This window comes from Reyranella sp. (assembly GCF_004296935.1).
GTDB lineage: Bacteria > Pseudomonadota > Alphaproteobacteria > Reyranellales > Reyranellaceae > Reyranella.
Genome location: NZ_SCVH01000147.1, coordinates 1 through 13,667, shown reverse-complemented (window position 1 = coordinate 13,667; position 13,667 = coordinate 1). Strand labels below are relative to the sequence as shown.

The window sequence follows — 13,667 nt, the reverse complement described above, 5'->3', positions numbered from 1 at the left end:
CAAGATGGCTGTAGCGTCCGCCGTTCCGGTTCCCGCGTCGCATCTCGATGCGGCGCGGGACGCCGAGCCCGCGACGAAGGCCGCCAATGCCGCCATGGCGGCGCCGCTGCCGTTCGCCGACCTCGCCGACTTCGAGGCAGCCAAACGCGGGCTGATCGCGCCGGTGCCGGACGGGATGGTGCGTTCGTCCAGCGGCACCGTGCTGTGGAATCTCGGCGAATACGCTTTCATCAATGGCGAACTGGCGCCGGCCACCGTCAATCCGAGCCTGTGGCGCATGGCCCGGCTCAACATGGCCAACGGCCTGTTCAAGGTCACGGACCGTCTCTATCAGCTGCGCGGCTTCGACATCGCCAACATGACGGTGATCGAGGGCGCGAGCGGGCTGATCCTGATCGATCCGCTGACGACGGCGGAGGTCGCGAAGGCCGCTCTCGAGCATTACTGGGCGCATCGGCCGAAGAAGCCGGTCGTGGCCGTGATCTACACCCACAGCCATGTCGACCATTACGGTGGCGTGCGCGGCGTCGTCGACGAGGCCGACGTGAAGGCGGGCAAGGTCAGGGTGATTGCACCGGCGGGCTTCATGGAGGCGGTGTCGGGCGAGAACGTGCTGGCCGGTCCGCCGATGATCCGCCGCGCCCAGTTCCAGTTCGGCTCGATGCTGCCGCGTGGGCCGCGCGGCCAGGTCGATGCCGGCTTGGGCAAGGGCGTGGCGCGCGGCACGCCCGGCCTGATCGCGCCGACACAATCGATCGAGCAGGCCGTCGAGGAGCATAAGGTCGACGGCGTCCGGATCGTGTTCCAGCTGGCGCCCGAGACCGAGGCGCCGGCCGAGATGCACATGTTCTATCCCGAGCTCGGCGTCCTCAACATGGCCGAGAACGCCTGTCCGCTGCTGCACAACTTCATCCCGCTGCGCGGCGCGGTGGCGCGCGATCCGCGCATCTGGGCGAAGTATATCGGCGAGGCGATCCGGATGTACGGCCCAGGCACCGAGATCCTGATCGGTCAGCATCACTGGCCGGTATGGGGCAAGGCGGCGGTGGCCGACTATCTCGAGGCGCAGCGCGATCTCTACAAGCATATTCACGACCAGACGCTGCGCTACATGAACAAGGGCTGGCGGCCGGCCGAGATCGCCGAGGCGATCGACCTGCCACCGGGGCTTGCCGAGCGCTGGTCGGCGCGTGGCTACTACGGCACCGTCAATCACAACGTGAAGGCGGTCTATCAGCGCTATCTCAGCTGGTACGACGGCAACCCGTGCAATCTCCATCCGCTGCCGCCGGCACCCGCCGCCGCCAAGTTCGTCGAGTACATGGGCGGTGCGCCGGCGGTCATCGCCCGGGCGCGCGCTGATTTCGCCAAGGGCGAGTTTCGCTGGGTGGCTCAGGTGATGAAGGAAGTCGTCTACGCCGAGCCCACGAACAAGGAAGCCCGCGCGCTCTGTGCCGACGCGCTGGAGCAGATGGGCTACCAGGCCGAGTCGGCCACCTGGCGCAACGCCTTCCTCTATGGCGCGCAGGAACTGCGGCACGGCGTGTTCCAGATGCCGGCGCGCGCGACCATGGGCGCCGACACGCTGGCCGGTCTCGCCACCGACGTGTTCTTCGACCTGATGGCGATCCGGCTCGATCCGGCCAAGGCCGCTGGGCAGTCGATGGTGTTGAACTGGCACTTCACCGACCGCTCCGAGAAACTGGCGCTGACGCTCCAGCACTGCACGCTCACGCATCGCATGGGGGAGTGGTCGGCCGAGGCCGCCGCCTCGGTGACGACGACGCGCGCCACACTCGATGCCGTCGTGCTGCGCAGGACCACCGCGCAGGAGGCGATGATGTCGGGTGCGCTCAGGATCGACGGCGATCCCTCGAGGTTCGCGTTGCTGTTCGCCATGCTCGAAGAACCCACCGGCTTCATGTTCGACATCCTCACGCCAGGCGAGGGCCGGTCCTAGATCGTCGCGAGACGCTTGACATCGGACGGCCCGGCCTCTGTGATGCACGACAAGAAAACGCGACAGCGTGCCGTAATTTGGGAGGAACAGAATGACCATGCATATCGGGCGTCGCCTGTTGGGCGGCGTGATCGCTGCGGCGACGGCATTGGGTTTCGCGGGCATTGCCGCGGCCCAGGAGAAGAAGATCAAGATCGGCGTGATCTACGACCTGACCGGCCCGCTGGCGGGCGGCGGCTCGGAACTGCACCATCTCGGCGCCAAGATCATGATCGACAACTTCATCAAGCAGGGTGGCGTCGAAGGCTACAAGATCGAGGCGGTCTACGCCGACGCCCAGAGCAAGCCCGACGTCGCCATCAACGAAGCCGTGCGCCTGATCGAGCAGGAAAAGGTCGACATGGTGCTGGGCTTCTTCTCGTCGGCGCAGTGCGTGCCGGTGGCGGCCCGGGTCGAGCAGCTCAAGAAGTTCATGTGGATCACCACCTGCATTTCCTCGGCGGTGCTCGAGAACCGCAACCTCAAGTATGTTTTCCGCACCCAGCCGTCGGGCGCGCAGTTCGGCGAACTGTCGATGGACTTCATCGCCCAGAACGCCAAGGCCAAGCTCGGCAAGGATGCCAAGGACGTGCGCGTGGCGATCATCCACGAGGACGGCGCCTACGGCGTCGACGTCGCCAAGGGCAACGAGGCCGGCGCCAAGAAGGCCGGCTTCAACATCGCGCTCAAGGAAGGCTACGCCGCCACGGCGCCCGACCTCTCGGCCCTGGTCACCAAGCTCAAGCGTGCCCGGCCGGACGTGATCTTCCACACCGGCTACAACCCGGACATCACGCTGTTCCATCGCCAGGCGCGCGAGGGTGGTCTCAAGTTCAGCGCCCTGATCGGCCACGGCGCCGGCTACGGCGTCTACACCAAGCTGAAGGAAGGCCTGGGCAAGGACGTCAACTACTTCTTCAACGTCGACCCGATCTCGATCTGGGACACCAACCAGAAGGCGCTCGACCAGAAGCTGCCGCCGCTCATCAAGATGGTCGGCGATGAATACGACAAGGCCAAGCCCGGCACGACGATCCGCTCGGCGCATGTCGGCATGGCCGCCTCCAACACCTACGTCTTCTTCACCGAGGTGCTGCCGCGGGCGATCAAGAAGTACGGCGGCATCGATGCCGAGGCGCTGCGCAAGGCAGCCCTCGAGGTCGACCTGCCGGAAGGCGGCACCATGCTGGGCTTCGGCGTGAAGTACGCGGGCGAAGGCTCGCCGATCGCCGGCCAGAACCTGCGCGCCAGTCCGGTCGTCGTGCAGTACGTCGACGACAAGTCCTACGTGGTGTGGCCCAAGAGCCAGGCCCAGCGCGACGCCGTGATTCCCTTCCCGGCCGGCACCGTCTACTCGCCCAAGTAGCAAAGCGTTCGAAGGGGCTGTGCGCCGGTGCTCGTCGTCGAGGGTTTGTTCAAGCGTTTCGGCGGGTTCACAGCCGTAAACAATGTGTCGTTCAAGGTCGAGAAGGGCGAGATTCTCGGCCTGATCGGCCCCAACGGATCGGGCAAGAGCACGATCTTCAACATGCTCTCGGGGACGTTTCCCCCGAGCGCGGGATCGATCAGGTTCGAGGGCGGCGAACTCGCCGGCCTGCCGCCGCACAAGATCATCAACCGCGGAATCGGACGGACCTTCCAGATCCCGCGGCCGTTTCGTCGCCTGTCGATCTTCGAGAACGTGGCCCTGGCCGGCTACTACGGCCAAGGTGGGGGGAGTGGCAGCCACAGCCGCGGCAAGGCCGACGAGTCGGCCGAGCGGGCGCTGGCCGCGGTCGGGCTGCCGGCCGACCGCAAGGCCAGCGTCGACGGCTTGGGCGCCGCCGGCCTGAAGAAGCTCGAACTCGCCAAGGCGCTGGCGACCGAGCCCAAGCTGCTGCTGGCCGACGAAAGCCTGGGTGGCCTCGACGAGCACGAGATGGACCAGGCCGCCGACATGCTGCGCCGCATCCGCGACGACCTCGGCATCACCATCATCTGGGTCGAGCACATCATGGGCGTGCTGATGCGCGTGGTCGACCGCGTCATGGTGCTCGATCACGGCGAGAAGATTTCCGAGGGCCTGCCGAGCCAGGTGTCGAGCGACCCGCGCGTCATCGAGGTCTATCTCGGCACCGACGCCCAGGACACCCAGGCCGCCGCGGCCGAAGCGCGTCGCTGAGGGCGCCATGGGCAGGAACCAATGAGCAAGACAGGCGACATGCTCGAACTCAAGTCGGTCGACGCGGGCTACGGCAGCTTCCAGGCGCTGTTCGGCGTCAGCCTCGAGGTCAAGGCCGGCGAGGCGGTGGGCGTGATCGGCCCCAACGGCGCCGGCAAGACGACGCTGATGCGGGTGATCTCCGGGCTGATCCGCCCGACCAAGGGTTCGATCGCGATGGAAGGCGCCAATGTGCTGGCGACGGCGCCGCACAAGATCATCGATCTCGGCATTGCGCACGTGCCGGAGAACCGCCGGCTGTTTCCCCGCCTGACGGTCGAGGACAATCTGCGCATGGGCGCCTTCACGCGCGCCGCGCGGCCGAAATTCGCGCAACGGCTGGAATTCGTCTTCGACCTGTTCCCGCGCCTCAAGGAACGACGCGGCCAGCTCGCCGGCACGATGTCGGGCGGCGAGCAGCAGATGTGCGCCATCGGGCGCGCGCTGATGTCGGACCCCAAGCTGCTGCTGCTCGACGAGCCGTCGGCTGGCCTGGCGCCGGTCGTGGTCCAGCAGGTCTTCGAACTGGTCAAGCGGATCCGCGCCAGCGGACTGACCGTGCTGATCGTCGAGCAGAACGTGAAGCAGGTGCTGCGCGTGGTCGACCGCGCCTATCTGCTCGAGGCCGGCAGCCTCCGTATTTCCGGCACGTCGGCCGAACTGCTGGCGAGCGACACGATCAAACAGGCGTATCTCGGCGTCTAGGGCGGGTTCAAGATGGCGGACATATTCGACGTTTACCTGGCCGAGGCGATCATCAGCGGGATCCTGCTGGGCGGCGTGCTGGCGCTGCTGGCGCTCGGCCTCAACCTGATCTTCGGCGTCATCGACGTGACCTGGATCTGCTACGCCGAGCTGATCATGCTGGGCATGTACGCGCTCTACTATTTCTATTCCGTCTACGGCCTGCCGATGTGGGTCGCGGCGCCGGCCTGCATTCTGGTTGTGGCGGTGCTGGGCCTGCTCCTGCACTACATCGTCATCGCACCGCTGCTCGACGCGCCGCCGATCAACCAGCTGCTAGCGACCGGCGGCGTGCTGTTCTTCCTGCAGAGCTTCGCCACCGTGGCGTTCGGCATCGACTTCCGCAATCTCGGTATCCGCCTGCCGGTGCTGGCGCTGGGCGAGATGCACTTCAGCTACGCCCGCCTGCTTGCCTTCGGCGCGGCGCTGGCCGGCATGGTGGTGGTCTATCTGTTCATGACCCGGACCTACATCGGCACGGCGATCCGCGCCATCTCGCAGGACCGCCAGATCATGGCGCTGATGGGCGTCGACACCCGGCGGCTCTATCTCGTCACCTCGGCGATCGGCGGGGCGCTGGCCGGCCTCGCGGCCTGCCTTCTGGTCCTGCAGTACGACGTCCATCCCTTCGTCGGCCTGTCGTTCGGGCCGATCACCTTCCTGATCTGCGTGCTGGGCGGCCTCGGCAACTTCATCGGCGGCTTCGTCGCCGCCTTCCTGTTCGCGCAGATCATCTCGCTGGGCGGCCTCTACTCCGACCTCGAATGGGGCTACGTGCTGGCCTTCGCCTTCTTCATCGTCATGATGTTCATCCGGCCCGCCGGACTGCTGGCGAGACGCTCGTGAACCCGCGCCACCTTGTCTACTGGCTCGTCGCGGCGGCGCTGATCTCGGTGCCGGTCGTCTACAACCAGCCCTATCACCTGCATGTGATGGTGCTGATCCTGATCTGGTCCTTCGCCTACACCTCGTGGTCGGTGATGGGCCGCTTCGGGCTGGTGTCGCTGGGCCATGGCGGTTTCATGGGCGTCGGCGCCTACGTCACGGCGCTCCTGTGGAACCATCTCGGCCTGTCGCCGTGGTTCGGCATCCCGATCGCCCTGGTCTGCGCCGGCGCGCTGGCGCTGATCGTCGCCTATCCGTGCTTTCGCTTCCGCATCACCGGCCACTACTTCGCGCTGGTGACGCTCGCGCTGTCGGGCATCGTGCTGCAGGTCATCACGGCGACCCGCGACTGGACCGGCGGCTCGCTCGGCTACACGCCCGAGCGGACCAAGGGCAATGCGATCGCCGCCCTGCAGTTCGTCGAGAAGGAGACCTGGTACCTGATCGCGCTCGCGGTCTGGGCGGCCGGGATCGCGATCTGGTACTGGATCGACCGCAGCATGATCCGCTACGCCATGGAGGCGATCTCCGAGGACGAGGACGCGGCCGCCGCGGCCGGCATCAACGTCACCGCCGAGAAGCTCAAGATCACCGTGTTGAGCGCGGTGATGACGGCGCTGGCCGGCGCGCTCTACTGCCAGTATCAGATGTTCATCTCGCCCGACACGGTGAGCGGCATTTCGGTGTCGCTGCAGATGGTGTTCGCCGCCGTGGTCGGCGGCATCTATGTGGCCCTCGGTCCGACGGTGGGCGCCATCATCACCATCCTGCTGGCGGAGGGGCTGCGGATCGGCTTCGGCACCAAGGCCGTGGGCTGGGACAACCTCGTCTACGGCGTCCTGCTGGTCGTTTTCATCATCTTCCTTCCCAAGGGCATTCTTGGTAGCTTGCTGGAGCGCATGAAGTCGTCAAGCAAGCGATAAGATGGATGAGTTTGATTTTGTCGTCGTCGGATCCGGGTCCGCCGGCGCGCCGATCGTCGATCGCCTGACGGCGTCCGGGCGTTATAGCGTCCTGCTGCTCGAGGCCGGACCGGACGACGACAGCAACCGCTGGCTCTCCATCCCGCTGGGTTTCGCCAAGACCTTTCTCGACCCCGACGTGAACTGGAAGTTCGCCACCGAGCCGGAAGCCGAGCTCGGTGGTCGCCGCATCTACTGGCCGCGCGGCAAGGTCATCGGCGGATCGAGCGCCATCAACGGCATGGTCTACGTCCGCGGCCTGCCCTCGGACTACGATCGCTGGCGCCAGATGGGCAACCCGGGCTGGTCGTTCGACGACTGCCTGCCGTATTTCAAGCGCCTCGAGGCCTATCCCGGCGGCGAGTCGGAGCTTCACGGCGGCGCCGGTCCGGTGAAGATCACCCAGGACGAGTATACCAACGAGATCGGCGAGGCCTTCCTGGACGCCTGCGCCGAAGTCGGCCTGCCGTCGCTTTCCGACTTCAACGACCGCGGTCAGGAAGGTTCGGGCCTCTATCACGCGACCATCAGCGACGGCCGCCGCAATTCGACCGGCCGCGCCTATCTCGCGCCGGCGCGCCTCCGGTCCAATTGCCACGTCGTCACGGGCGCGCTGGTCGAGCGCATCGAGATCACGGATGGGCGCGCCACCGGCGTGACCTATCGCAAGGACGGCCGGACAGTGACGGCACGGGCACGCTGCGAGGTCGTGCTCTCCGCCGGCGCCGTCGGTTCGCCGCAACTGCTGCAGCTTTCGGGGATCGGGCCGGCGCCGCTGCTGGGCGGTCTCGGCATCCCGGTCGTCCGCGACCTGGCCGGGGTCGGCGAGAACCTGCAGGATCATTGGGGCGTGCGGTCGACCTACAAGACGTGGTGGCGTCTCACGGTGAACGACGACATCAATATGCTTCATCGCCGGCTGAGCGCCGTGGTCGAGTACGCACTGCTGCGCACCGGGCCGCTGACCGCCAATCCGGCCTTCGCCGGGGCGTTCGTGCGCCTGATGCCGCAGTCGGACGAGCCCGACACCCAGCTGCATTTCTTCCCCTGGTCGACCGACCGGATCGACCTGGGCCCGCACAAGTTCTCGGGCTTCACGATCCTCGCCAACCAGTCGCGGCCGGAAAGCCGGGGCCACGTGCGGATCTCGTCGCCGGACCCCGCGGCGCCACCGGCGATCGTCGCCAACTACCTGTCGTCGGACCTCGACCGCCGCGCGACCGTCGCGGCGGTCAAGTTCGTGCGCCTCCTCGCCCGGACGACCGCACTGTCGCGGATCATCACGGAAGAGCTCGTGCCGGGTGTCGAGGCGTGGAGCGACCAGGATTTCCTCGACCATGCCCGCAAGGAAGGCCAGTCGGCCTACCATCCCGTCGGCACCTGCCGCATGGGCAGCGATCCCGCCGCCGTGGTCGATGCGCGGCTGCGCGTGCAGGGCATCGAAGGCCTCCGCGTCGCCGATGCCTCGATCATGCCGACCCTGGTGTCGGGCAACACCAATGCCGCTTGCATGATGATCGGCGAGAAGGCCGCCGACCTGATCCTGGCCGACGCGCGATAGATCGCCACCTTCTCCTCCCCCGCTAGGGTGGGGCTATCGCATATGATTTAAGGATCCCTCGCTTCGTTCCAGGGCGGGGGTTACCCCGCCCGAGATGACAGTTTTTCCGCAACCAACATGGTGCGTCGTTTTCCCCGGACAGCCCTACGCTTCACGGGGGAGGAGAAGAGGCGCGCTCCAGCGAAAAGATCTCGAGCGGCGCGTTGCGTCCGCGGACGGTGAGCGTGGGCAGCGGCTCGGCGCGAAGGTCGGACGGCAACGCCATCAACTTCAGCAGATCGGCGGAGACGAGAATATCTCGGCTCCGCGCCTTGGCCGCGTCGAGCAGGCGCGCCGCCACGTTCAGCGTGTCGCCGACATAGGCGATCTCGCGCCGCACATCGCCGATTTCGCCGGCGACGATCTCGCCGCAATGAAGCGAGGCCCGGAACGCAGGCACGACGCCGAAGCGCCGTCGGTAGCGTTCGCCGTTGGCGGCGATGACATCGCGGGCGATGAAGGGGCAGGTGAGGCAGTCGCCATCGGCCAGCGCCTTCGCGGCAATCCAGGTCAGGATCGCCTCGTCGCCCACATACTTGTGGATCTCCGCCCGGGTTTCGAACGCCGCGTCGGACACGTCGCGGAAGAATTCGTTCAGCAGCTCGTGGAAGCGGATCGGCCCCAGCCGCTCGGCCAGGCCGGTCGAATCCTTCATGTCGATCAGCAGGAACACTCTCTGCTCGCGCTTGGGCTGCACGTAGCGGCCGGTCAGCAGGCCCTTCAGGGTACCGTAGCCCAGCAAGCCACCCATCTCGATGACCAGGTTGACGAAGACCGCCATGGCGATCGAGAAGACCAGCGAACTGCGAAAGACGACGTCGATCGACGGCCGCATCACCAGCAGGCTGCCGATGATGACAACGGAGTAGAACAGCACCTTCAGGCTGAAATAGGCGACCAACGGCAATCGGCGCAGCCGCCGCAGGAACCCGGGGCGCCGGCTTCTGAGCTCGAAGAGGATGATCGGCGTGGCGATCATCAGCGACGTGAGGACGCCGTGGAACGCGCCGCTCAGTGGCGGCCGTGGCGTATTGCCGGCGGTCGACACCGCGTAGCCGAAGCAGGCGCTGATCACAGAAGCGCCCAGGCTGAGCCAGAGGAAGAGCCGCAGGTCGCGGCGGTCGCGCCGCGTGAATTTCATGCGGTGTGGCGCGCCAGCGCGCGGGCGAAGGTCGCGTGGTCGACGTTGCCGCCCGAGCAGACCACGGCGACGGTGCGGCCCTTCACCGGCAGCTTGCCCGTGAGCGCCGCTGCCAGGGCCACGGCGCCGCCCGGTTCGACCACCAGTTTGAACTCGCGGAAGGCCGTTTCCATGGCATCGAGCACCTCCTCGTCGGTGACGACGAGTCCTGGCCCCAGCAGCGTCTTGGCCAGTGCGAAAGTGATGTCGCCCGGCGTCGGCGCCAGCAGGGCGTCGCAGATCGAGCCGGTGAGCTTGTCGTTCGTCTCCTTTTTGCCGCTCCTGAGCGAGCGCGCGAGGTCGTCGAAGCCCGCCGGCTCGCCCGCATGAACGGTCGTCGTCGGGCTGAGGCCTTTTACGGCGAGCGCAATGCCGGTCGACAGGCCGCCGCCGGAGCACGGCGCGGCCACCGCATCGAGCGTGACGCCGAGCGCCTTGGCCTGCTCGACGATCTCGAGGCCCGCCGTGCCCTGGCCGGTCAGGATCCAGGCATGATCGTAGGGCGGCACGACCGTGGCGCCGGTCTTCCGGGCGATGCCGAGGCCGATCTCCTCGCGGCTGTCTTTCACGCGATCGTAGAGCACGATCTCGGCGCCCGATGCGCGCGTGTTGGCGACTTTCAGTGCCGGCGCATCGGCCGGCATGACGATGGTGGCCTTGGTGCCCAGCAGGCGGGCGGCCTCGGCCAGGCCTTGCGCATGATTGCCCGACGACCAGCCGACGACGCCCTTCCTGCGGTCGGCCTCGCTCATCGACGCCAGGAAATTGTAGGCGCCGCGCAGCTTGAACGAGCCGGTGCGCTGCAGGCACTCGGCTTTCAGGAACAGTCGTCCGCCGAGCATCGCATTGACCCGCGCGTTCTCGAGCAGCGGGGTGCGGAGCGTGATCCCTTCCAGTCGGCGAGCCGCCGCCTGGACATCGGCAAAAGTCGGAAGCGAAGTCATTACGCAACACCAAGAAGCGATGGAAGTTGAGAGAGATCGCGGAGCTCGCCCGCGAGCGCGCCGGGCAGACCGTCGTCCGGCGCGCCGGCGCGGTTGATCCAGACGGTGCGGAAGCCGAAATGCGCCGCGCCATGGGCGTCCCAGCAGTTCGACGACAGAAAGCAGACCTTGTCCGGTTTCACGCCGCAGCGCTGTTCGACCAGACGGTAGACCCTGGCGTCGGGCTTGAAGACGCCGACCGGATCGACGCTCAGCACCGCCTCGAAGCGGTCCGCCAATCCCGACGCCGCCACCATGGGATCCAGCATCCCGGGATTGCCGTTGGACAGGATGGCGAGCCGCAGGCCGGCGCGCTGCAGCCGATCGAGCATCGCCGGCACCTCGGGGAAGGGATCGAGGGCGAGATAGGCGCCCATCAATTTGTCGCGCGCGCCGGCATCGGTGATGCCCTGCGCGGCCAGGCAATGATCGAGCGCCTCGCCCGTCACCTGCCAGAACGGGGCGTAGGCGCCCATGCCGTTGCGCAGCCATGTGTACTGGATCTGCTTGGCGCGCCACAGGTCGGCCAGCGCGTCGGCCTTGGGCCCGATCGCGGTGCGGTGGCGGGCGACCGCGGAATTGAAGTCGAACAGCGTGCCGTAGGCGTCGAACACGCACATCTCGGTGCCGGCAAAAGCTCCGCTCATGAATTGCTCCAAAGGATCGAAGACCGTAGTCTAACAAGCATGTTCATCGCCATCGTTCAAATCCCCATGGCCAGGCGGCCGCGCGACGCCGCCGTGGAGGCCGCCGCGAAATCGGCGCCGACCTACACCGCGCTCGGCGCCAAGGGGCTGGTGCGCAAGTATTACCTCAACGGCGACGCCGGCGGCGGCGGAGTCTATCTCTGGAGCTCGGAAGCCGCGGCCCGCGCCTGGTACACGCCCGACTGGGAGAAGCGCATGGAAGCGGCGTTCGGCGCCAGGCCGACCGTGACCTACTATGACAACCACGTCGTCGTGGACAATGAAGCGGACCAGGTCCGGGTAGAAGATTAGCTTCTCCTCCCCTGCGCGGAGTCCGCGCAGGGGAGGTGTCGACGTCTTACGTCGACGGAGGGGTCGTGAGTCGCGACTGAGGCTTCCGACCCCTCCGTCAGCGTAAGACGCTGACACCTCCCCAGCGAAGCTGGGGAGGAGATGAAAGCAAGCTGGAAGGAACTGAGATGCAGATGCGTAGACTGGGCCGCACCGGCCTGGAAGTATCGGTCCTCGGCTACGGCGCCGGCGCGGTCGGTGGGCTCTTCACCAAGGGCACCGCGGCCGACCAGGAGCGCGCCGCGGCGCGCGCCGTCGAAGCCGGCATCAACTACTTCGACACCGCCTCGATCTACGGCAACGGCGAGTCCGAGCGCAACCTCGGCCGCGCGCTCAACAGCCTGAAGGCCAAGGTGATCGTCGGCACGAAAGTCCGGCTGGCCGCCCAGCACCGCGCCGACGTCGCGAGCTTCGTTGCACAATCGCTCGAAGACAGCCTGAAGCGCATGGGCCGCGACCATGTCGATCTCCTGCAGTTGCACAATCCGCTGGCCGCCATCGATGCCGGCGACAAGCTCGCCATCGAAATCGCGCTGAACGAAGTCGTGCCGGCGCTGGAGAAACTCAGGAAGGCCGGCAAGACGCGCTTCATCGGCTTCAGCGGCGTCGGCGAGCCCGCGATGCTCCTGCGCGCCGTCGACTCGAAGCTCTTCGACACCGTCCAGGTCGTCTACAACGCGCTCAACCCCAGCGCCGGCGGGCCGCCGCCCAAGGGCATGCCCGGCCTCGACTATGGCCGCCTGCTCGACAGGGCGAAGGCAGCCGACATGGGCACCATCATCATCCGCGCCCTGGCCGGCGGCGCGCTTTCCGGCACCACCGACCGCCATCCGCTGGCCATGCAGGACGTCCCGCCGATCGGCTCAGCGCCGGACTTCGCGGGCGACGTGGCGCGCGCAAAACAGCTCGAGCCGCTGGTGCGCGAAGGCGTGGCCGCGAGCCTCACCGAGTTGGGCGAGCGCTTCGTGATCTCCCATCCCGCCGTCTCGACGATGCTGATCGGCTATTCGACGCTGCAACATCTCGATGAGGCGATTGCCGCGGTGAACAAGGGGCCGCTGCCGGAGGCGGTGTTGAAGCGGATGGGGTAGAGGCGCGATTAGGCACATGAAATTCGGCGTCCTCCACTGCGACTCGGGAGAGCATGCTCAGAACGTTGCTAATGACGATATCAGTGGTCGAACAGACCTGATCCAGGTGTCGGGGAAAGTCGGCACGCAGCGGCCTGGATCGGGAACTTTGACTACAGGGGCGTATTTGCTCCGAGGGCAACATGCCAGTCTTCCGAACGCGCACCTTCAGGAGCGGTAACAGCGAGACGATACGCCTGCCGAAGGCCATCGCTTTTGGTAAAGACGTGGAACTCGTGATCGTCCGCTCCGGCGACGTGATGACGATCTACCCGGCTGCCACATCCATTCCGGCGATGATCAAGAGACTGCGATCCTTACCGGCACCGCCCAGTATCGAGCGACGGGACCTCTAAGGCGCCGTCCATCGCGCCTCGCCGGTCGTCATGCGCTAGCACTGCTGGCATGGTGAGGTGCCACGAAAGTTCGACAAGTTCAGCAGGTTCTGCTACAAATTTTAGATAGGCTGGTGCTTCTTGCGCCGGCCTTTTTCATTCCGGCAAAGACCTGCCCGCGGCCGCCCGCGGGTTCGTGCTCGAAGCACAAGGTCGCCGCCGCGGGTCCTGACCCGTGGACAGACATAAGAACAAGCCCGCTTTTCCGACGGCCGTCGGCGAGGCACTGAATGACGCTGCTTCAAGCGAGCGCAACGGGCATGTGGAGACCGACGGCCGGCACAGGGGTTTGACCCCCTCCGCCCCGTAAGACGGGGCACCTCCCCCGAGACGGGGGAGGAAATGACTGCGACCTCTTCCTCCTCCCCCGTCTCGGGGGAGGTGCCCCCGGAGGGGGCGGAGGGGGACTCCGGGCCCAACTTCGGGCCCAACACTCCCACGTTTCAGGTGGGCCCGCCGAGCGCGCGGAAAGGTTGGATTTGCTGGCTTCCAGGCGACTGGAGAGCCGAATTTTTGTATGCCGAGTTGGGCCAAATTTCAAAAGTTGGGCCC

Annotated in this window: 12 protein-coding genes; 9 read left to right on the top strand and 3 right to left on the bottom strand. The window is 66.6% G+C overall.

Annotation, left to right across the window (positions count from 1 at the left end; translation table 11 throughout):
* The first annotated feature begins 4 nt into the window (after positions 1 to 4).
* From EPO55_RS21105 to EPO55_RS21075, 7 genes are all read left to right on the top strand, one after another.
* Complete coding sequence (locus EPO55_RS21105; RefSeq protein WP_296339237.1) at positions 5 to 1,960, top strand: alkyl sulfatase dimerization domain-containing protein; 1,956 nt, start codon at positions 5 to 7, stop codon at positions 1,958 to 1,960.
* A gap of 91 nt (positions 1,961 to 2,051) precedes the next feature.
* Positions 2,052 to 3,365, top strand: a complete 1,314-nt coding sequence (locus tag EPO55_RS21100) for an ABC transporter substrate-binding protein (RefSeq protein ID WP_296339236.1) — start codon at positions 2,052 to 2,054, stop codon at positions 3,363 to 3,365.
* Positions 3,366 to 3,392: 27 nt separating this feature from the next.
* Positions 3,393 to 4,160, top strand: coding sequence for an ABC transporter ATP-binding protein (locus EPO55_RS21095; RefSeq protein ID WP_296339234.1), 768 nt, complete (start codon positions 3,393 to 3,395; stop codon positions 4,158 to 4,160).
* A 39-nt stretch (positions 4,161 to 4,199) separates the two neighbouring features.
* A complete protein-coding gene (locus tag EPO55_RS21090; protein WP_296339275.1) occupies positions 4,200 to 4,904 on the top strand; it encodes an ABC transporter ATP-binding protein in 705 nt (234 codons plus the stop codon).
* A 12-nt stretch (positions 4,905 to 4,916) separates the two neighbouring features.
* Positions 4,917 to 5,789 (top strand): branched-chain amino acid ABC transporter permease, encoded by an 873-nt coding sequence (locus EPO55_RS21085; protein ID WP_296339233.1) that lies wholly within the window; start codon positions 4,917 to 4,919, stop codon positions 5,787 to 5,789.
* Positions 5,790 to 5,875: 86 nt separating this feature from the next.
* Entirely contained in the window at positions 5,876 to 6,751 is an 876-nt protein-coding gene (locus EPO55_RS21080; RefSeq protein ID WP_296339274.1) for a branched-chain amino acid ABC transporter permease, read from the top strand.
* Between the two features lies 1 nt (position 6,752).
* Entirely contained in the window at positions 6,753 to 8,351 is a 1,599-nt protein-coding gene (locus EPO55_RS21075; RefSeq protein WP_296339232.1) for a GMC family oxidoreductase N-terminal domain-containing protein, read from the top strand.
* Positions 8,352 to 8,502: 151 nt separating this feature from the next.
* Here the strand turns inward: EPO55_RS21075 and EPO55_RS21070 are convergent, their stop codons facing one another.
* Genes EPO55_RS21070 through EPO55_RS21060 form a run of 3 tightly spaced genes read right to left on the bottom strand, consistent with a single transcriptional unit; the run spans position 8,503 to position 11,200 of the window.
* Positions 8,503 to 9,531 (bottom strand): adenylate/guanylate cyclase domain-containing protein, encoded by a 1,029-nt coding sequence (locus EPO55_RS21070; protein ID WP_296339231.1) that lies wholly within the window; start codon positions 9,529 to 9,531, stop codon positions 8,503 to 8,505.
* The gene (locus EPO55_RS21065) at positions 9,528 to 10,514 is read right to left on the bottom strand and encodes a threonine/serine dehydratase (RefSeq protein WP_296339230.1); all 987 of its coding nucleotides are present in this window, start codon (positions 10,512 to 10,514) and stop codon (positions 9,528 to 9,530) included. The genes EPO55_RS21070 and EPO55_RS21065 overlap by 4 nt, the downstream gene beginning before the upstream one ends.
* Entirely contained in the window at positions 10,514 to 11,200 is a 687-nt protein-coding gene (locus EPO55_RS21060) for a haloacid dehalogenase type II (protein ID WP_296339228.1), read from the bottom strand. The genes EPO55_RS21065 and EPO55_RS21060 overlap by 1 nt, the downstream gene beginning before the upstream one ends.
* A gap of 39 nt (positions 11,201 to 11,239) precedes the next feature.
* Between EPO55_RS21060 and EPO55_RS21055 the strand changes: the two genes are divergently transcribed.
* Both EPO55_RS21055 and EPO55_RS21050 read left to right on the top strand, forming a co-directional pair.
* Complete coding sequence (locus EPO55_RS21055; RefSeq protein WP_296339227.1) at positions 11,240 to 11,551, top strand: monooxygenase; 312 nt, start codon at positions 11,240 to 11,242, stop codon at positions 11,549 to 11,551.
* A gap of 173 nt (positions 11,552 to 11,724) precedes the next feature.
* The gene (locus EPO55_RS21050) at positions 11,725 to 12,681 is read left to right on the top strand and encodes an aldo/keto reductase (protein ID WP_296339226.1); all 957 of its coding nucleotides are present in this window, start codon (positions 11,725 to 11,727) and stop codon (positions 12,679 to 12,681) included.
* Positions 12,682 to 13,667: the final 986 nt, after the last annotated feature.

Coding starts and splice junctions, on each gene's coding strand:
- EPO55_RS21105 (WP_296339237.1), top strand. CDS start 5: ATGGCTGTAGCGTCCGCCGTTCCGGTTCCCGCGTCGCATCTCGATGCG.
- EPO55_RS21100 (WP_296339236.1), top strand. CDS start 2,052: ATGACCATGCATATCGGGCGTCGCCTGTTGGGCGGCGTGATCGCTGCG.
- EPO55_RS21090 (WP_296339275.1), top strand. CDS start 4,200: ATGCTCGAACTCAAGTCGGTCGACGCGGGCTACGGCAGCTTCCAGGCG.
- EPO55_RS21085 (WP_296339233.1), top strand. CDS start 4,917: ATGGCGGACATATTCGACGTTTACCTGGCCGAGGCGATCATCAGCGGG.
- EPO55_RS21080 (WP_296339274.1), top strand. CDS start 5,876: ATGGTGCTGATCCTGATCTGGTCCTTCGCCTACACCTCGTGGTCGGTG.
- EPO55_RS21075 (WP_296339232.1), top strand. CDS start 6,753: ATGGATGAGTTTGATTTTGTCGTCGTCGGATCCGGGTCCGCCGGCGCG.
- EPO55_RS21070 (WP_296339231.1), bottom strand. CDS start 9,531: ATGAAATTCACGCGGCGCGACCGCCGCGACCTGCGGCTCTTCCTCTGG.
- EPO55_RS21065 (WP_296339230.1), bottom strand. CDS start 10,514: ATGACTTCGCTTCCGACTTTTGCCGATGTCCAGGCGGCGGCTCGCCGA.
- EPO55_RS21060 (WP_296339228.1), bottom strand. CDS start 11,200: ATGAGCGGAGCTTTTGCCGGCACCGAGATGTGCGTGTTCGACGCCTAC.
- EPO55_RS21055 (WP_296339227.1), top strand. CDS start 11,240: ATGTTCATCGCCATCGTTCAAATCCCCATGGCCAGGCGGCCGCGCGAC.
- EPO55_RS21050 (WP_296339226.1), top strand. CDS start 11,725: ATGCGTAGACTGGGCCGCACCGGCCTGGAAGTATCGGTCCTCGGCTAC.